Here is a 17,486-nt window from a genome sequence, read left to right as displayed (position 1 = left end):
CCGCCCGCCCCCCCCCACGACGCCCCCCCCCCCCCCCCCCCCCCCCCCCCCCCCCCCCCCCCCCCCCCCCCCCCCCCCCCCCCCACGGTGAGCCAGGACGGCGCCCCGGCAAACCCGTGGACGGCGTTCCCCGGGCGCCTGGGATGCTTGCGCCGTGCTCCTTCGTATGTCGACGTCCTTCCTGCGCACGCTGCGCGACGACCCGGCCGATGCCGAGGTCCCCAGCCACCGGCTGCTCGCCCGGGGCGGCTACATCCGGCGGGCCGCGCCGGGCGGGTTCACCTGGCTGCCGCTGGGCTGGCGGGTGTTCCGCAACGTCGAGCGCATCGTCCGCGAGGAGATGGACGCGATGGGCGCGCAGGAGGTGCACTTCCCGGCGCTGCTGCCGCGCGAGCCCTACGAGGCGACCGGCCGCTGGACCGAGTACGGGCCCAACCTCTTCCGGCTGCAGGACCGGCGGGGCAACGACTTCCTGCTCGGCCCCACCCACGAGGAGATGTTCACCCTCCTGGTGAAGGACCTCTACGGCTCCTACAAGGACCTGCCGGTCTCGCTCTACCAGATCCAGACCAAGTACCGGGACGAGGCGCGGCCCCGGGCCGGGCTGTTCCGCGGCCGCGAGTTCACCATGAAGGACAGCTACTCCTTCGACGTCGACGACGCCGGCCTGGACCGCTCCTACGCCGCCCACCGCGAGGCCTACATCCGGATCTTCGACCGGCTGGGCCTGGAGTACGTGATCGTCTCGGCCATGTCCGGGGCGATGGGTGGCTCCAAGAGCGAGGAGTTCCTGCACCCGACCTCGATCGGGGAGGACACCTTCGTCCGCTCGCCGGGCGGGTACGCGGCGAACGTGGAGGCGGTGTCGACCGTCGTCCCCGAGTCGATCCCGTTCGACGGGCTGCCCGAGGCGCACGTCGAGGACACCCCCGACACCCCGACCATCGACACCCTGGTCGCGGTGGCCACCGAGAAGTTCCCGGACGCCGGGTACACCGCCGCGCACACGCTGAAGAACGTCGTGGTCACGCTGGCCCACCCCGACGGCACCCGCGAGCCGCTGGTGATCGGTCTGCCCGGTGACCGGGAGGTCGACGCCAAGCGGCTGGAGGCCCAGGTCTCGCCCGCCGAGGTCGAGCCGTTCACCGACTTCGCCGCCCACCCCGACCTGGTCAAGGGCTACATCGGCCCGCAGGTGCTGGGCACCGAGAGCAAGACCGGCATCCGTTACCTGGTCGACCCGCGGGTGGTGCCCGGCAGCCGGTGGATCACCGGCGCCAACGAGCCGGGCAAGCACGTGTTCGACCTGGTCGCCGGGCGAGACTTCACCTGGGACGGCGTGATCGAGGCCGCCGAGGTGCTCGCCGGCGACCCCGCGCCCGACGGCTCCGGCCCGCTGGAGCTGGCCCGCGGCGTGGAGATGGGCCACATCTTCCAGCTGGGTCGCAAGTACGCCGAGGCGCTGGACCTCAAGGTGCTCGACGAGAACGGCAAGCTGGTCACCGTCACCATGGGCTCCTACGGCATCGGCGTCTCCCGGGCGGTGGCTGCCATCGCGGAGTCCACCCACGACGAGCTCGGCCTGCGCTGGCCGCGCTCGGTCGCACCCGCGGACGTCCACCTGGTCGCCACCGGCAAGGACGCCGCCGTCTTCGAGTACGCCGAGACCCTCGCCGGCCAGCTGGTCGACGCCGGGCTCACCGTGCTCTTCGACGACCGCCCGAAGGTGTCACCTGGGGTCAAGTTCAAGGACGCCGAGCTGCTCGGCATGCCGACGATCGTCACCGTGGGCCGCGGGCTGGCCGACGGCGTCATCGAGGTGCGCGACCGGGCCACCGGTGAGCGGTCCGAGGTTGCCGTGGCCGAGGCGGCCGACGCCGTCCTCGCCGCCGTCCGTGGCTGACCGCAGCCTCGCCGAGCAGCTGCGGCTGACCGCCGAGACGGTCGAGGCCAACCTCGGCCACGGCGACCAGGTGCACGCGCCCCGGCCGATCGACCACACCGCCGCCTTCCGGAGCCGGAGGGCGGCGGTGGCGGCCGGGCAGGAGCTCACCGGGGCCGGCTACCGGGTCGACGGGCTGTACCGCCGCTTCCTCACCGTGTGGCTCGAGTTCAGTGCCATGACGGCGGTCGACCACGAGACCGCGGCCGACTTCACCCGTGAGGTGGTCGGCATCGTCGAGCGGCACGGGGGCCGCTACGACGGCTGGGGCGGGTTCCTGGTGGCCGCGGAGTCCGGCGACGAGGGCACCAGTTCCACCTCGTAGCCGTCGCCGTCGGCCAGGTAGGCGGCCCGGTGCTCGGGACCACCGGCGAACGGGTGCCGGTCGGCGAACAACAGCGACCAGCCGTGGGCGGGGGCCTCGGCGACCAGCGCGTCCAGGTCGTGCACCCAGAACGCCAGGTGGTTGAGCCCGGGGGCGCGGCGGTCGTGCCGGTCGCCGGTCAGCGCCGGGGACTGCTCGATGACGAGGTAGCCGCCCTCCGCCCAGCGCCAGGACCGGCCGTGCGGCCACGACTGGAACGGTGCGGCGCCCAGGGCGGTCAGCAGCCACCCCCAGGATCGTTCCGCACGGGCGAGATCGGGCACCCACAGCTCGAGGTGATGCAGGGGTCCGGCAGCGGTCATGAGCTCTTCCCTCGCGTCTGGCATCATGGTCTGTCGAACACGGCGGCGGGTGGCCCTCTCACCATCCCCGCCCGTGTCCATCGCCTCGCCCCGGCGTACCCCCACGCGACCGTCCGGCGGGCAACCACACACGTTCGAGGAGCACACCACACACCGTGGCCACCAAGATCAAGCTCATGCGCCTGGGCAAGATGCGCGCGCCGTACTACCGCATCGTCGTCGCCGACGCCCGCACCAAGCGGGACGGTCGCTCGATCGAGACGATCGGCAAGTACCACCCGAAGGAGGACCCGTCCTTCATCGAGGTCGACAGCGAGCGCGCGCAGTACTGGCTCGGCGTCGGCGCCCAGCCGACCGAGGCCGTCGCCGCCATCCTCCGGGTCACCGGTGACTGGCAGAAGTTCAAGGGCGAGCCGGCTCCGGCCCCGATGAAGGTCGCGGCTCCCAAGCCGGACAAGAAGGCCCTGTACGAGGAGGCCGCCCGCGCCGCCGCCGACGAGCCGACGACCGAGGCGACCACCCCGCGCAAGAAGGCCGCCCCCAAGGCCGACGCCGCTGCCGACGCCCCGGCCGCGGACGCCGCCGAGACGCCTGCTGCCGAGTAAGACGTGCTCGAAGAAGCGCTCGAGCACCTGGTCAAGGGCATCGTCGACAACCCCGACGACGTCGTGGTCGACATGGTCAACGGCCGCCGCGGCAAGACCCTCGAGGTCCGGGTGCACCCCGACGACCTCGGCAAGGTCATCGGCCGCGGCGGGCGCACCGCCAAGGCGCTGCGCCAGGTCATGACCGGTGTCGGCGGCCGCGGCCTTCGGGTCGACGTCGTCGACACCGACGGGCGCTGAGCACTCCCGGCGCCGCAGGCGCCACCCCCGCACACCCCGACACCGTGGTGGTCGGCCGCATCGGCCGGCCCCACGGTGTCCGTGGTCAGGTGACCGTCGAGGTGCGCACCGACGACCCCGACCTGCGGTTCGCCCCCGGGTCGGTGCTGCTCACCGACCCGCCCTCCCGCGGCCCGCTCACCGTCGCCGGGATGCGCTGGCACAGCGGCACGCTGCTGCTCACCCTGTCCCGCCCCGACGGCGCGGTGATCGCCGACCGCGAGGCCGCGGACGCGCTGCGCAACACGCAGCTGCTGGTCCCGGTCGACGCGCTGCCCGAGCTCGACGACCCGGACTCCTTCTACGACCACCAGCTGGTCGGCCTGGCCGCCGAGCTGACCGACGGGACGCCGCTGGGCGAGGTGACCGCCGTCCAGCACGAGGGCGCCGAGCTGCTGGTCGTGCGGCGCACCGACGGCCGCGAGCTGCTCGTGCCGTTCGTCGCGGCCATGGTGCCGACGGTCGACGTCGCCGGTGGCCGGCTCGTCGTCGACCCGCCCGAGGGGCTGCTCGACCTGTGAGCTTCCGCGTCGACGTCGTCTCGATCTTCCCCGAGTACCTCGCGCCGCTGCGCCAGTCGCTGCTGGGCAAGGCCGCCGAGCGCGGGCTGGTCAGCATCGGGGTGCACGACCTGCGGCAGTGGACCGACGACGTCCACCGCACGGTCGACGACGCCCCGTACGGCGGCGGACCCGGCATGGTCATGCGCCCCGAGCCCTGGGCCCGGGCGCTGGAGGCGGTCCGGCCGCCGGGCACCCGGCTGGTCGTGCCGACCCCGGCGGGCCGGCCCTTCACCCAGTCGATCGCCGCCGAGTGGGCCACCGAACCCGGCCTGGTCTTCGCCTGCGGCCGCTACGAGGGCATCGACCAGCGGGTCGCGGACTGGGCGGCCTCGGCGGGCCCGGTCTCGGAGGTCTCCATCGGCGACTACGTCCTCGCCGGCGGGGAGTCCGCGGTGCTGGTCATGGTCGAGGCGGTCACCCGGCTGATCCCCGGCGTCGTCGGCAACGCCGAGTCGGTGGAGTTCGACTCGCACGCCGACGGGCTGCTCGAAGGGCCCTCCTACACCCGCCCGGCCAGCTGGCGCGGCCACGACGTGCCGCCGGTGCTGCTCTCCGGCGACCACGCGGCCATCGCCCGCTGGCGCCGCGCGCAGTCACTCCGGCGTACCGCCGACCGCCGTCCCGACCTGCTCGCCGCGCTGCCGGCCGAAGGGCTGTCGCCGGCCGACCGGGCCGCGCTGGACGCCGACCCCCAGCCGTGAGGCCCCCGCCGTGACGGACCGGCCCTGGGTGCGGCCGACCGCCCGCGTGCTGGTGCTCGACCCGGCGCAGCGGGTGCTGCTGCTCGGCGCGCGGCTCACCGGCCCGGACGCCGTCCCCGGCGAGGTGCTGTTCTGGTACACGCCCGGCGGGGGAGTGGAGGACGGCGAGGACCTGCGCACGGCCGCCGTCCGTGAGCTCGCCGAGGAGACCGGTCTGCGCGCCGACCCCGCGGAACTGGAGGGGCCGGTGTGGCTGCGTCGGCACCTGGGCCGCTGGGGTGGGCAGGAGATCGACTCGCGGGAGACCTTCTTCGTGCTGCGCGACGTCCGGCACGAAGTCGACGTGGCCGGGCGCACCGAGCTGGAGCTGCTCGCCGACGAGCCGCACCGCTGGTGGAGCGTCGCGGAGATCGCCGCGGGTGGGGTGGCGTTCGCCCCGCGCGACCTCGCCGACGCGCTCCCGCAGCTGCTCGCGCGCCCGTGGACGGGGCCCCCGCGCATCGTCACCTGAAGATGTGGCACAGTAGAGAGCTGCTGCACGCCGTCGGCTCCTGTCGACAGTGGCTCCGCACCTGACGACGACGTCCCCCGACCACGTCCTGCACGAGGTCACGGACGACGACGCGGGTGGTGGAGCGCGGCCCCCCGGTACGGACTCACCGGGACCCCGCTGCCCGTTACACGACGAGTTCCCTAGATTCTGAGGACTGCTGCGATGAACACCCTGGACGCCCTCGACGCCGCGTCGTTGCGCAACGACATCCCCGACTTCCGCCCCGGGGACACCGTGAAGGTGCACGTGCGGGTCATCGAGGGCAACCGCTCGCGCGTCCAGGTCTTCCAGGGCGTCATCATCCGGCGCCAGGGCGGCGGGATCCGCGAGACCTTCACCGTCCGCAAGGTCAGCTTCGGCGTCGGCGTGGAGCGCACCTTCCCGGTGCACACCCCGGTCGTCGAGAAGATCGAGGTGCTCACCCGCGGTGACGTCCGCCGGGCGAAGCTGTACTACCTCCGTGAGCTGCGCGGAAAGGCCGCCAAGATCAAGGAGAAGCGCGAGGTCGTCGCGCGCTGACCCCAGCGTCTCCGCGTCGAACGGGCCGGCTGCCTTCGGGCAGCCGGCCCGTTCGCGTTCTCCGGCCGGCCCCGTCGCTGTGCGGTGGCACCCTGCCCGGCGTTCCGCCGGGCGGGGTGGCGCGCGGACCGTACGCTGATCGGCGATGAGCACGCACGGGCCCACCGACTCGTCCGCCGGCCGTCCCTCGCGGGACGGAACCCCGGACTCCCCGTCCTCCCCGGAGGCGGGCGACCGCCGGTCCGGCGAACCCGAGCCGGGCAGCACTCCGGCGGCGGAGCGCGGTGGCCGCGCGCCGGCGAAGAAGGGCTCCCTGCTGCGGGAGCTGCCGGTGCTGCTGGTCATCGCCTTCGTGCTGGCGCTGCTGGTGAAGACGTTCCTCGTGCAGGCGTTCTTCATCCCGTCGGGGTCGATGGAGCAGACGCTGCACGGCTGCCCGGGCTGCACCGGCGACCGCGTGCTGGTCAACAAGGTGCCCTACTGGTTCGGTGGCGAGCCGGAGCCCGGCGACGTCGTCGTCTTCCGCGGTCCGGACACCTGGGCCCCGGAGATCACGGTGGCGGAGCCGAGCAACTGGTTCACCGGGGCGCTGCTGACCCTGGGCCGGACGATCGGCGTGGCCCCGCCCAGCGAGGACGACTACGTCAAGCGGGTGATCGCCACCGGAGGGCAGACGGTCGAGTGCTGCGACCCGGAGGGGCGGGTGGTCGTCGACGGGCAGCCGCTGGACGAGCCCTACGTCTACCAGGACAACCCGCCCGAGTCCCGCGCCTTCTCCCCGGTGACCGTGCCCGAGGGGCGGTTGTGGGTGATGGGCGACCACCGCTCGGCGTCCGCGGACTCCCGATCGCACGTCGGCGACCAGTACTCCGGCACCATCTCCGAGGACGACGTCATCGGGAAGGCGGCCGTGATCGTCTGGCCGCTGGACCGTTTCGGGCTCATCGACGACCCGGACATCCAGCAGGCGGACGCGTCCGCCGCGCCCGTCGGGCTGCCGGTCCAGGGCGCCGCGGCGGTCGCGGTGCCCTACGTCCTGGGGCTGGCCGGCGCCGCACCGCTGACCGCCTGGCGACGGCGGCACGGGCAGCGGCGGGCCCGGGCGGCAGGGCCGTCCCGGCGTCCGCCCCGCACCGGCTGGCGGCGCGTGCGCCGGCCCGCGCAGACCCGGCCGGCGCGGGGCTCCTCGGCCGACTGACGGTCCCGCCGGGAGGGCTCCTGCAGGGCCACTGTCGAGCAGGCGCGCCGTCGTCCGGGTGCGCTCGGCAACCCCTCTGAGGCGCCTTTCGGCATGATCTGCGCGGGTCGCGCAAAGAAGTTCGCGAAAGTTGTTCAAGCAATCCGTTCACCCGGTCGATGTACATCGCAGAGAGTCATCAGACCCGAACGGAGAGTCAGACAGTGTCTGCACCCATGGCGAGCACCACGCGCGGCGTCACCCGCGTCATGATCCTCGCGGACGCCCCGGTTCTGCGCCGCGGCCTGATCGGCATGATCAACGAGACCGCCGGCATGCAGGCGGTGGGCACCCCGGGGGAGCCCCGCCGCGCGCTGACCCTCGCCGACTCCGCCCGCCCCGACGCCGTCGTCGTCGAGCTGGGCGCCGGCCGGGCCGCGACCCTCAACGCCTGCCGCGACCTGCGTCGCCGCTACCCGCAGATCGCGATCGTCGCCATCGCCACCTCCGAGGACCCCGCCGTGGTCAACGAGGCGCTGGCCGCCGGCGTCCGCGGCTACCTGCTGATGAACACCTCGCCCACGCTGCTGGGCTGGGCGGTGCTCGCGGCCCGCGCCGGGCGCACCGTCGTCGACCCGCAGATCCGCCGCACCGAGGGCGGGGCCGAGCCGGTCGCCAAGCCGCTGGCCCCCGAGGTGCCGCTGACCCGCCGTGAGTCCGACGTCCTCGACGAGCTCCTCCAGGGGCAGTCCAACCGGCAGATCGGCCGGAACCTGTTCATCAGCGAGGACACCGTCAAGTCCCACGTCAAGGCGATCCTGCGCAAGCTCGGCGCGCGCGACCGTGCGCACGCCGTGTCGCTGGTGCTCTCCGCCCGCAACCCCGGCTGCACCTGCGGCGCGCACTCCTTCACCGCCACCGGCGTCTGAGCCGGCGGGCCGGGGACGGACCGGGCAACGCGCCCGCCGCCCCCGACCCGACCCGACGGCCGGGACGTCCCCCCACGCCCCGGCAGGCCGGGCTGGTCGGCACGCGCCGACCACGCTCGCCCGCCACGAGCCGGTCCCCGTTCCCCCGCGGACCGGCTCGTGGTGTGTCCGGGTCGTGGTGTGTCCGGGTCGTGGTGTGTCCGGGCCGCGCCGGGTGCGCCGCCGTTCGGTCCGCGGGCCACGACGTCCCCCCGGCGTCGTAGGGTCGGCAGTCGATGCCTGCCCGATCCACCCCGACTGCTCCCCGCTCCCGCGGCGTGTCCGCCGCGGAGGCCTCGGACACCCTCTGGGCGATGGAGCGCTCCCTGCGCCGCCGCGGGTTCGCCGCGATCGCCGGCGCCGACGAGGCCGGGCGCGGAGCCTGCGCCGGCCCCCTCGTCGCGGCCGCCTGCGTGCTGCCGGCCGGTCGCCGTGGCCGCGTGCCCGGGCTCGCCGACTCCAAGCTGCTCACCCCGGCCACCCGGGAGCAGGTCTACGCCGAGATCGTCCAGCGGGCGCTCGCCTGGTCGGTCGTCGTCATCCCCGTGCCCGAGCTCGACGCCCGGGGGATGCACGTGACCAACATCGAGGCGTTACGTCGGGCGGTGCACGCCCTGGACCCCGGACCGGAGTACGTGCTCACCGACGGCTTCCCGGTCAGCGGCCTGGCCCAGCCCTCCCTGGCGGTCTGGAAAGGCGACCGGGTCGCTGCCTGCGTGGCCGCGGCCTCCGTGCTGGCCAAGGTCACCCGGGACCGGATGATGCTCGACCTGCACGAGCGGTTCCCCGCCTACGGCTTCGACGTGCACAAGGGGTACATCACCGACGCCCACAGCGCGGCCCTGGACGAGCACGGCCCCTGCCCCGAGCACCGGATGCGGTTCGTCAACGTGGCCCGGGCGCGGGACGCGCACGCCGCGCGGGCACCGGCGCTGCCGGGGAGGCGGGCCATGCCCGATGATGGACCCGTGCCCGCCCAGTCGAACGACCTCCCGGAGCTCGTCTCCGGATCCATCCCGCGGGCTGCCGACCACCGCGCCGGCCTGCCCACGCCGGCACTCGTGGAGCACACGCGATGAGCACCGAGGACCTCGAGAAGTACGAGACCGAGATGGAGCTGCAGCTCTATCGCGAGTACAAGGACATCGTCCGCCAGTTCTCCTACGTGGTGGAGACCGAGCGGCGGTTCTACCTGGCCAACAGCGTCGACCTGCAGGTCCGGGACGCCGGCGGTGAGGTGTTCTTCGAGCTCACCCTCACCGACGCCTGGGTCTGGGACATGTACCGGCCGGCGCGGTTCGTGAAGAACGTGCGGGTGGTGACGTTCAAGGACGTCAACGTCGAGGAGCTGGACAAGCCCGACCTCGAGTTGCCGGACAACCCGCGCCTGCCCTGACCCTGCTTGCCCTGATCCCGCCTGGCCTGATCCCGCGTGGCCTCATCCCGCGTCGCCCACCCGGCCAGGCTGCCCGGCGGGGGGACGAGCGGCGGTTCGTCGTCCACAGCCGCACCGGCTGTCCACAGACCCGGTGCGGCTCTGGTCCGCTGCCCGCGCCGGACCCAGGGTCGAGGGGTGTCTCCGACCCCGACCCCACGAGCCGCCCTCGGCGCCTACGGCGAGCGGGTGGCCGTCCGGCTGCTCACCGACGCCGGCATGCAGGTGCTCGACCGGAACTGGCGCTGCCGCCACGGTGAGCTCGACGTCGTCGCCCGCGACGGCGACGCGATCGTCTTCTGCGAGGTGAAGACCCGGCGCGGCACCGGGTTCGGTCACGCCGTGGAGGCGGTGACCGCCGACAAGCGGCGCCGGCTGCGCCAGCTGGCCCGCGCCTGGCTCGCCGCGCACGACCACCACGCACCCGATCTGCGCTTCGACGTCGTCGGGGTGCACGTCCCGGTCGACGGGCCGGCCCGCGTGGCGCACCTGCGGAACGCGTTCTGATGGCGCTGGCGAGGACCTGGTCGGTGGGGCTGGTCGGCGTGCGCGGCGCCATGGTGGAGGTCGAGGTCGACCTCGCCGCCGGGGTGCCCACGGTGGTGCTGGTCGGCCTGCCCGACGCCGTCGTGCGCCAGTCGGTCGACCGGGTGCGTGCGGCGGTCGTCAACAGCGGGCACGACTTCCCGCTGCGCCGGGTGACGATCGGGCTGTCGCCGGCCGCGATGCCGAAGCAGGGCAGTGGGTTCGACCTGGCCCTCGCCGTGGCGGTGCTCGCCGGCGCCGGCGTGGTCCCCGCCGAGCGGGTGCGTGAGCTGGTGCTGCTGGGCGAGCTGGGCCTGGACGGGTCGCTGCGGACGGTGCGCGGAGTGCTCCCCGCGGTGCTGGCCGCCGCCCGCGCCGGGCACCGGCAGGTCGTGGTGCCGGCCGACAACGCCGACGAGGCGGCGCTGGTCGAGGGCATCGAGGTGCTGGCCGCCCGGACGCTGCGGCAGGTCGTCGCCCATCTGGCCGGGGGTGCCGCCATCGCGGCCCACGTCCGTGGCCCCGCGGCTCCCGAACCCCCGGAGCCGGACCTGGCCGACGTCGTCGGTCAGACCGCCGGGCGCCGCGCGGTGGAGGTCGCCGCCGCCGGGGGCCACCACCTGTTCCTCACCGGCCCGCCCGGGGCGGGGAAGACGATGCTGGCCGAGCGGCTGCCGGGCCTGCTGCCGCCGCTGGACGAACGGGCCGCGATGGAGGTCACCGCGATCGCGTCCGTCGCCGGCACCCTGCCCCCGGGCGCGCCGCTGGTCCGGCGGCCCACCTTCGAGTCACCGCACCACTCGGCGACGATGGCCGCGCTCGTCGGCGGCGGCTCGGGCCAGATCCGCCCCGGGGCGCTGTGCCGGGCCCACCTGGGCGTGCTCTTCCTGGACGAGGCGCCGGAGTTCCCGCGGGCCGTGCTCGACACGCTGCGCCAGCCGCTGGAACGCGGCGAGGTCACCATCCACCGGGCGAACGGCTCGGCCACCTTCCCCTGCCGGGCGCAGCTGGTGCTCGCCGCCAACCCGTGCCCCTGCGCGAGCGCGGCCGGCGACACGGCCTGCACCTGCAGCCCGCCGGAGCGCCGGCGCTACCAGTCACGCCTCTCCGGCCCCTTGCTCGACCGGATCGACCTGCGGGTCACGCTGCCGGCGGTGAGCCGCGCGGCCTGGCTGGACGGTGTCGCACCGCCGGAGTCGACGCGGGTGGTGGCCCGGCGGGTGGGCGCCGCGCGCGCAGCCGCCGCGGACCGGCTGGCCGGTACCGGGTTCACCCTGAACAGCGCGGTCCCCGGCCGGCTGCTGCGCGAGCGGTGGCCGGTGCCCCGGCGGGCGCTCTCGCTCGCGGAGCGGGCCCTGGAGCGGGGCACGCTGTCGGTCCGCGGGTTCGACCGGGTGCTACGGGTGAGCTGGACGCTGGCCGACCTGGCCGGGCGCACGGTGCCGGGCTCCGACGAGGTCGCCGAGGCCCTCGGTATGCGGCTGCAGCGGGCGGCGGCATGACCGCCGGGAGCCACGACGAGCTGGTGGCCGACCTGCGGAGCGGACCGACCGATGATCACGCAGGTGCCGCGGGGCCGGCGACCCGCCGGGCGCGGGCCTGGCTCAGCCGGGCGGTGGAGCCCGGGTCGGTGGAGGCGTGGCGGTTCGTGGAGCGGGTCGGTCCGATCGAGGCGGTGGCCGCACTCCGGGCCGGGAGCGCCCCACCCCGCGTGCAGGCGGTCGCCGGTGCCCGGGTCGCTGACGACGCCAGCCTGGCCGACCTGAAGCGGGCCGAGCGGTGCGGCGCACGCCTGGTCGTGCCCGAGGACGACGAGTGGCCGGCGCTGGCCCTGCACTGCCTGACCGTGGCGACCGCGCAGATCGCCGACGACCGAGGGCTCGACCGACGGCGGACGCCGGTCCCGCCGCTGGCGCTGTGGGTGCGGGGTGACGGGGCGCTGGCCGACGTGGTCGACCGATCGGTGGCCCTGGTCGGATCGCGGGCGGCGACGGCGTACGGCGAGCACGTGGCCGGTGAATTGGCCCACGGCCTGGGGGAGCGGGGGTGGACCACCGTCTCCGGCGGCGCCTACGGGATCGACGCCGCCGCTCACCGCGGGGCGCTGGCCGCCGGTGCCCCCACCGTCGCCGTGCTCGCCTGCGGCGTCGACCGGGCCTACCCGGCGTCGCACTCGGCGCTGTTCTCCCGGCTGCTGGACGGCGGCCTGCTGGTGAGCGAGTGGCCGCCGGGCTGCGCGCCGCTGCGGCACCGGTTCCTGGTGCGCAACCGGCTGATCGCCGCGCTGACCCGGGGCACGGTGGTGGTCGAGGCGGCCGCGAGGTCCGGCGCGCTGGCCACCGCCCACCGGGCCGACGACCTGGGCCGGGCGCTGATGGTGGTGCCCGGCCCGGTCACCAGCGCGATGTCGGTGGGCTGCCACGAGCTGCTCCGCGACGAGCTGCGCACGGCCCGGCTGGTGACCACCGCGGCGCAGGTGATCGAGCGGGTCGGGTCGCTGGGCGCCGACCTCGCCGCCCCACCGGAGCGGCCGGGCACCGCCCGCGACGAGCTGTCCGACGTGGCCCGGCGGGTGCTGGACGCCTGCCCGGTCCGCACCGGCGTCACCCCCGAACGCCTCGCGTCGGTGGCCGGCTGCGACGTCCTGGACGTGCTGCGGGTGCTGCCGGCGCTGGAGCTCGCCGACCTGGTCCAGTGGACCGGCACCGGCTGGCGGTTGCACCCCCCGCCGAAGCCCGGGACCGGCGCGTCCCGTTGACCGGTCCCGTTGCGGCACGGACGCTGCCCCCATGGCGGGAACGGCGGAGCTGCGGGCGGCCCTGCCTCCTGCCCTCGCCGAGTCGTTGGACGGCTGGGAGGAGCACCTGCGCATGCAGCGGGACCTCTCCACCCACACCGTGCGCGGCTACGTCACTGACGTCGTGTCGTTGCTGGACCACCTGGCCCGCCGGCAGGGGACCACCCCCGCCGACCTCGACCTCGCCACGTTGCGCAGCTGGCTGGCCGCCGGCCGCACCCGGGGCGACAGCCGGTCCACCACCGCCCGCCGGGCGGCCTCGGCGCGCTCGTTCACCGCCCACCTGCGCCGCAGCGGCCAGGTGGCCGAGGACGTCGGCCTCCGGCTGGCCAGCCCCCGGGCGCACCGCACCCTGCCCGGCGTGCTGGGCACCGAGCAGGCGCGCGCCGTGCTCGAGCAGGCCGCCCACCCCGCCGACGAGACCGAGGACACGACGGCGACCGCCCTCCGGCTGCGCAACCTGCTGGTGCTCGAGCTGCTGTACGCCAGCGGCATCCGGGTGGGCGAGCTGGTCGGCCTGGACGTCGACGACGTCGACCGGGGCCGGCGGCTGCTCCGGGTTTTCGGCAAGGGGCGCAAGGAGCGCAGCGTGCCGTTCGGTGCACCGGCGGCCCGGGCGCTGGAGACGTGGTCGGCGGAGGGCCGGCCCGCGCTCGCCACCCCGGCCAGCGGGCCGGCGCTGCTGCTGGGCGCCCGTGGTGGCCGGCTGGACGCGCGGGAGGCGCGACGCATCGTGCACGCCGCGGTCCAGGCCGCTCCCGGGACGCCGGACATCGGCCCGCACGGGCTGCGGCACTCCGCGGCCACGCACGTCCTCGAGGGCGGTGCCGACCTGCGGTCGGTCCAGGAGCTGCTGGGGCACGCTAGCCTCGCGACCACGCAGGTCTACACGCACGTGACGGTCGAGCGGCTGCGTGCTGTCCACGCGCAGGCCCATCCGCGGGCCTGAGACAGTGGGGACGGCAAGGGTGCGCGAAGCGACTGGCGATCAGGGGGATGCAGGTGTCTGAGGCGACGGTCCACCAGCTCGGGGCGAGCGACGACCCGGACGCGGCGGTCGCCGACCTCTGGGCCCGCTACGCCGTCGACCGGGAGACCGGTCTGCGCGACCGGCTGATCCTGCACTACGCGCCGCTGGTCAAGTACGTCGCCGGCCGGGTCGGCAGTGGTCTGCCCGCGCACGTCGAGCAGGCCGACCTGGTCTCCTACGGCACCTTCGGGCTGATCGACGCGATCACCCGCTTCGAGCCGTCGCGGGAGATCAAGTTCGAGAGCTACGCGATGTCACGAATCCGCGGCGCGATCATCGACGAGCTCCGCTCCACCGACTGGATCCCGCGGTCGGTGCGGATGAAGGCGCGTCAGTTCGAGCGCACCATCGCCGCCCTCGAGAGCCGGCTCCAGCGGAGCCCGAGCGAGGAGGAGATCGCGGCGGAGATGGAGATGGACGTCGAGGAGATCCGCAAGTTCCTCGGCCAGCTGTCCCTGGTCAACGTCGTCGCCCTCGACGAGCTGCTCGTCGACGACGACGGCTCCGCCCCGCGCCTGGTCGACACGCTCAAGGACACCAGCGCACTCGACCCGCAGGCGATGGCCGAGCACGGGGAGGCGCGGCAGCTGCTGGCCCGCGCGGTGGAGCAGCTGCCCGACCGGGAGAAGGTCGTGGTGAGCCTGTACTACTTCGAGGGGCTCACCCTGGCCGACATCGGCCGGGTCCTCGGGGTGACCGAGAGCCGCATCTGCCAGCTGCACACCAAGGCCGTGCTCCAGCTGCGCACCAAGCTGGTCGACATCGCCTGAGGTCACCGGCTCTCGTCCGCCGCTGGCGCGGATCCCGACACCGGGACGTCGCCCGCTGACCGGGCACCGCGCCGCGAGCTGACCCTCCACCGGCTGCCCCACCTCGTGCCACGCTGCGCAGGACACCCAGCAGCGAGAGGCGCAGCGCATGAGCACGGACCGAGCGGTGGCGTTCGCGGGAGGGCGCAACATCGCGATGAAGGTGCCGCCGCACCAGTGGGAGCAGACCGTCCGCTTCTACCGGGAGACGGTCGGCCTGCCGGAGATCGAGAACCCCTTCGAGTCGGGGCCACCCTCGGTCGGCTTCCAGTTCGGCGCGAACCGGCTGTGGATCGACCGGGTGCCGGGGGTCAGCCAGGCGGAGATCTGGCTGCAGCTGACGTGTGACGACCCCGCCGCGGCGGCGCAGCACGTGGCCGCGGCGGAGGGCGTGGCCCGCTGCGACGAGATCGAGCCGCTGGGCGAGACCTCGGCCTTCTGGATCAGCAGCCCGGCCTCGATCGTGCACCTGGTCTCCGAGCCCGACGGCGACTGACCCCCGTCCCGGGGCCAGGTCGGCGCGCTCGAGCCCCGACGCCGGCGCGCCCCGGTCAGTCCCCCGGCTGACCGGGGCGCGGCCCCAGCAGCGGCTGCGCGGTCGGCGGGTTGCGGTGCCCCTCCTCCCAGGGCAGCGCGCCCTGGGAGTCCGGCCACACCAGCTGGAGCGCGTCGACCGAGCCGTAGAGCTGTTCGGCCATCGGCAGTCGGCCGGTGTCGGCCACGGCCAGGAAGACCACGGGGGAGTCGGCGTCGGTGAGCGTCGTCGTCGCGGCGTCCGCGCTGAAGCGGGTGCCGGCCCGCACGGCCTCGCCGACCAGGTTCAGGTACTTCTCCCCGGCCTCGAACGGCAACCCGGTCACGATCACCTCGGGGTGGCCGAGCCCGGTCAGGCCCACGGTGTGGGACCACCGCGGCTCGCCCGGGGACCCGCCGCCGTGCAGCACCGCCCACCCGAACCGGTCGATGACCGCCTGCAGGTCGCGCAGCACCTGGCCACCGTCCTGTTCTCCCGGTCCCGACTCCTTCTTCCGTCGCCAGCGCACGCCCGGACGGTAACCCGACCGCGCCGGGGTCACCCCCACGGCAGCAGGCTGATCCGCGGCGGGCGCAGCACGGCGAGCGGGTCCAGGTAGGTCTCGCCCCGGCGTACGCCCCAGTGCAGGCATGCCTCGACCGGGCAGCCGGGGTGCCCTGCGGCCAGCGTGCCCAGGGGTGAACCACGCACCACGGCCTGGCCGGCGGCCACCGCCGGCTGCACCGGCTCGTACGTGGTGCGCAGGCCCCCGGCGTGGTCGACGCTCACCACCGGCCGCCCGGCCACCATCCCGGCGAACGCGACGACCCCGTCCCCGGCGGACAGCACCGGGGCGCCGGTGTCACCGCGCAGGTCCACGCCCCGGTGCCCGGCCGCGTACGGCGTCGGCGGCGGCTCGAACGCCCGGGTCACCTCCGGCGATCCGGGCAACGGCCAGCCCCACACCCCGGCCGGGGTCGTCGTGGGCGCAGCGGCGGGCGGGGGAGGAGCCGGCGACGCCGCCAGCGCCCCGGGCCCGAGCAGCGCGCCGGCGACCAGGAGGAGGAGCAGCAGCAGACGGGCGACGGACACCTTCCCGACCCTGGTGCCACCGGCGCCCGCGGGGCGGCCGGCGAGCCCGGCGGTGGACGGCGGGCACCGCTGGGGACGACCGGTGCGGAGCCCCCCGCGCCACCGCGTATGCTTGCCGGTGCGGCCCGCCTCGGCGGGTCGACTTCGCGTGTCCGCGTCCCGCTGCTCGTGCACCTCGACGAGCCCGGCGGGGAGCTCGCCACCCCGGTCCCGTCCTCGCGGCGGGTCGGTGGCGCGATCCGGACACCAGGGCGGCGCACCACCCGGTGCCCGCGACAACCGGCACAGCGCGGCCCGGCCCCGGCCGTCCGCGCACGAGAAGGAAGGCGGCGCCACGTGGCAGTCGTCAGCATGAAGAACCTGCTCGACAGCGGGGTCCACTTCGGGCACCAGACCCGTCGCTGGAACCCGAAGATGAAGCGGTTCATCTTCACCGAGCGCAACGGCATCTACATCATCGACATCCAGCAGACGCTGGGTTACATCGACCAGGCCTACGAGTTCGTCAAGCAGACCGTGGCCCACGGCGGTTCGATCATGTTCGTCGGGACCAAGCGCCAGGCGCAGGAGGTCATCGCCGAGCAGGCGACCCGCGTCGGCATGCCCTACGTCAACCAGCGCTGGCTGGGCGGCATGCTCACCAACTTCTCCACCGTCTACAAGCGGCTCCAGCGCATGAAGGAGCTGGAGGACATGGAGCAGACCGGCGTCATGGCCTCCCTCTCCAAGAAGGAGCAGCTGGGCCTGACCCGCGAGAAGGCCAAGCTCGAGCGCAGCCTCGGCGGCATCCGCGACATGCAGAAGGTGCCCAGCGCCATCTGGGTCGTGGACACCAAGAAGGAGCACATCGCCGTCGGCGAGGCCCGCAAGCTGGGCATCCCGGTCGTCGCGATCCTCGACACCAACTGCGACCCCGACGAGGTCGACTACAAGATCCCGGGCAACGACGACGCGATCCGCAGCACCGCGCTGCTCACCCGCGTGATCGCCGACGCCGTCGCCGACGGCCTGATGGCCCGCTCGGCCGCGCAGGCCAACGCCGGGCGTTCCGAGGACGGCGCCCCCGCCGGTACCGAGGCCGAGCCGCTGGCCGACTGGGAGCGCGAGCTGCTCACCGGTCAGTCCGGTGACGCCCCGGCCGCCGAGCTGCCCGAGACCCCGGCCGCCCCGCCGACCGTCACCGCCGACGAGGTGGCTCCGGTCGAGGGTGTGCCGGCCACCGGCAGCACCGAGACCGGCACCCAGGGCGCCCAGAACGGCTGATCCGCCGGCGCCGCTCCCCGGACACCA

Annotated in this window: 22 protein-coding genes; 19 read left to right on the top strand and 3 right to left on the bottom strand. The window is 74.8% G+C overall.

Annotated features, from left to right (window positions below):
* Nucleotides 1–154 precede the first annotated feature (154 nt).
* Both ACI79A_RS15995 and ACI79A_RS15990 read left to right on the top strand, forming a co-directional pair.
* Complete coding sequence (locus tag ACI79A_RS15995) at nt 155–1,903, top strand: proline--tRNA ligase (protein WP_457084738.1); 1,749 nt, start codon at nt 155–157, stop codon at nt 1,901–1,903.
* Nucleotides 1,896–2,267, top strand: coding sequence for a ribonuclease E inhibitor RraB (locus ACI79A_RS15990; protein ID WP_457084737.1), 372 nt, complete (start codon nt 1,896–1,898; stop codon nt 2,265–2,267). Before ACI79A_RS15995 ends, ACI79A_RS15990 begins: the two co-directional genes overlap by 8 nt.
* Here ACI79A_RS15990 and ACI79A_RS15985 read toward each other — a convergent pair.
* Nucleotides 2,198–2,629, bottom strand: a complete 432-nt coding sequence (locus ACI79A_RS15985; protein ID WP_457084736.1) for a VOC family protein — start codon at nt 2,627–2,629, stop codon at nt 2,198–2,200. The genes ACI79A_RS15990 and ACI79A_RS15985 overlap by 70 nt on opposite strands.
* Before the next feature lie 155 nt (nt 2,630–2,784).
* Here ACI79A_RS15985 and rpsP point away from each other — a divergent pair, with 155 nt between their 5' ends.
* The 16 genes from rpsP to ACI79A_RS15905 all read left to right on the top strand — a co-directional run bounded on the left by rpsP (nt 2,785) and on the right by ACI79A_RS15905 (nt 15,086).
* Entirely contained in the window at nt 2,785–3,234 is a 450-nt protein-coding gene (gene rpsP, locus ACI79A_RS15980; RefSeq protein ID WP_153362013.1) for a 30S ribosomal protein S16, read from the top strand.
* A gap of 3 nt (nt 3,235–3,237) precedes the next feature.
* On the top strand, nt 3,238–3,474 hold the full coding sequence (locus tag ACI79A_RS15975) for an RNA-binding protein (protein WP_299958160.1): 237 nt from the start codon (nt 3,238–3,240) through the stop codon (nt 3,472–3,474).
* Nucleotides 3,475–3,518: 44 nt separating this feature from the next.
* Nucleotides 3,519–4,034, top strand: a complete 516-nt coding sequence (rimM, locus tag ACI79A_RS15970) for a ribosome maturation factor RimM (RefSeq protein WP_457084735.1) — start codon at nt 3,519–3,521, stop codon at nt 4,032–4,034.
* A complete protein-coding gene (gene trmD / locus ACI79A_RS15965) occupies nt 4,031–4,777 on the top strand; it encodes a tRNA (guanosine(37)-N1)-methyltransferase TrmD (protein ID WP_457084734.1) in 747 nt (248 codons plus the stop codon). The genes rimM and trmD overlap by 4 nt, the downstream gene beginning before the upstream one ends.
* Nucleotides 4,778–4,787: 10 nt before the next feature.
* Nucleotides 4,788–5,288: an NUDIX hydrolase gene (locus tag ACI79A_RS15960; protein ID WP_457084733.1), complete on the top strand. Its 501-nt coding sequence runs from the start codon at nt 4,788–4,790 to the stop codon at nt 5,286–5,288.
* 204 nt (nt 5,289–5,492) lie between these two features.
* Nucleotides 5,493–5,849, top strand: a complete 357-nt coding sequence (rplS, locus tag ACI79A_RS15955; RefSeq protein WP_457084732.1) for a 50S ribosomal protein L19 — start codon at nt 5,493–5,495, stop codon at nt 5,847–5,849.
* A 145-nt stretch (nt 5,850–5,994) separates the two neighbouring features.
* A complete protein-coding gene (lepB, locus tag ACI79A_RS15950) occupies nt 5,995–7,047 on the top strand; it encodes a signal peptidase I (RefSeq protein ID WP_457084731.1) in 1,053 nt (350 codons plus the stop codon).
* A gap of 215 nt (nt 7,048–7,262) precedes the next feature.
* On the top strand, nt 7,263–7,955 hold the full coding sequence (locus ACI79A_RS15945) for a LuxR C-terminal-related transcriptional regulator (protein ID WP_457084730.1): 693 nt from the start codon (nt 7,263–7,265) through the stop codon (nt 7,953–7,955).
* 353 nt (nt 7,956–8,308) lie between these two features.
* Nucleotides 8,309–9,073, top strand: coding sequence for a ribonuclease HII (locus ACI79A_RS15940; protein ID WP_457084729.1), 765 nt, complete (start codon nt 8,309–8,311; stop codon nt 9,071–9,073).
* The gene (locus tag ACI79A_RS15935) at nt 9,070–9,390 is read left to right on the top strand and encodes a DUF2469 domain-containing protein (RefSeq protein WP_457066408.1); all 321 of its coding nucleotides are present in this window, start codon (nt 9,070–9,072) and stop codon (nt 9,388–9,390) included. Before ACI79A_RS15940 ends, ACI79A_RS15935 begins: the two co-directional genes overlap by 4 nt.
* Before the next feature lie 177 nt (nt 9,391–9,567).
* Nucleotides 9,568–9,936 (top strand): YraN family protein, encoded by a 369-nt coding sequence (locus tag ACI79A_RS15930; protein WP_457084728.1) that lies wholly within the window; start codon nt 9,568–9,570, stop codon nt 9,934–9,936.
* Complete coding sequence (locus ACI79A_RS15925; protein ID WP_457084727.1) at nt 9,936–11,456, top strand: YifB family Mg chelatase-like AAA ATPase; 1,521 nt, start codon at nt 9,936–9,938, stop codon at nt 11,454–11,456. Before ACI79A_RS15930 ends, ACI79A_RS15925 begins: the two co-directional genes overlap by 1 nt.
* Nucleotides 11,453–12,712, top strand: coding sequence for a DNA-processing protein DprA (gene dprA / locus ACI79A_RS15920; RefSeq protein WP_457084726.1), 1,260 nt, complete (start codon nt 11,453–11,455; stop codon nt 12,710–12,712). The genes ACI79A_RS15925 and dprA overlap by 4 nt, the downstream gene beginning before the upstream one ends.
* A gap of 31 nt (nt 12,713–12,743) precedes the next feature.
* On the top strand, nt 12,744–13,700 hold the full coding sequence (locus ACI79A_RS15915) for a tyrosine recombinase XerC (protein ID WP_457084725.1): 957 nt from the start codon (nt 12,744–12,746) through the stop codon (nt 13,698–13,700).
* Between the two features lie 47 nt (nt 13,701–13,747).
* Nucleotides 13,748–14,551: an RNA polymerase sigma factor WhiG gene (whiG, locus tag ACI79A_RS15910; protein ID WP_457084724.1), complete on the top strand. Its 804-nt coding sequence runs from the start codon at nt 13,748–13,750 to the stop codon at nt 14,549–14,551.
* A 148-nt stretch (nt 14,552–14,699) separates the two neighbouring features.
* Nucleotides 14,700–15,086: a hypothetical protein gene (locus ACI79A_RS15905; RefSeq protein WP_457084723.1), complete on the top strand. Its 387-nt coding sequence runs from the start codon at nt 14,700–14,702 to the stop codon at nt 15,084–15,086.
* 55 nt (nt 15,087–15,141) lie between these two features.
* Here the strand turns inward: ACI79A_RS15905 and ACI79A_RS15900 are convergent, their stop codons facing one another.
* Together ACI79A_RS15900 and ACI79A_RS15895 are read right to left on the bottom strand one after the other, a co-directional pair.
* Nucleotides 15,142–15,633, bottom strand: coding sequence for a DUF4262 domain-containing protein (locus tag ACI79A_RS15900; protein ID WP_457084722.1), 492 nt, complete (start codon nt 15,631–15,633; stop codon nt 15,142–15,144).
* Nucleotides 15,634–15,662: 29 nt separating this feature from the next.
* Nucleotides 15,663–16,196 carry a M23 family metallopeptidase gene (locus ACI79A_RS15895; RefSeq protein ID WP_457084721.1) on the bottom strand — a complete coding sequence of 178 codons (534 nt, stop codon included), beginning with the start codon at nt 16,194–16,196 and terminating at the stop codon, nt 15,663–15,665.
* A 336-nt stretch (nt 16,197–16,532) separates the two neighbouring features.
* On the opposite strand from ACI79A_RS15895, the gene rpsB reads away from it, so the two are divergent.
* Nucleotides 16,533–17,459, top strand: coding sequence for a 30S ribosomal protein S2 (gene rpsB, locus ACI79A_RS15890; protein WP_457084720.1), 927 nt, complete (start codon nt 16,533–16,535; stop codon nt 17,457–17,459).
* Nucleotides 17,460–17,486 lie beyond the last annotated feature (27 nt).

This window comes from Modestobacter sp. SYSU DS0657 (genome assembly GCF_054050925.1).
The sequence above is the reverse complement of the archived record's forward strand: the minus strand, read 5'-3'. Positions and strand labels throughout refer to the sequence as shown.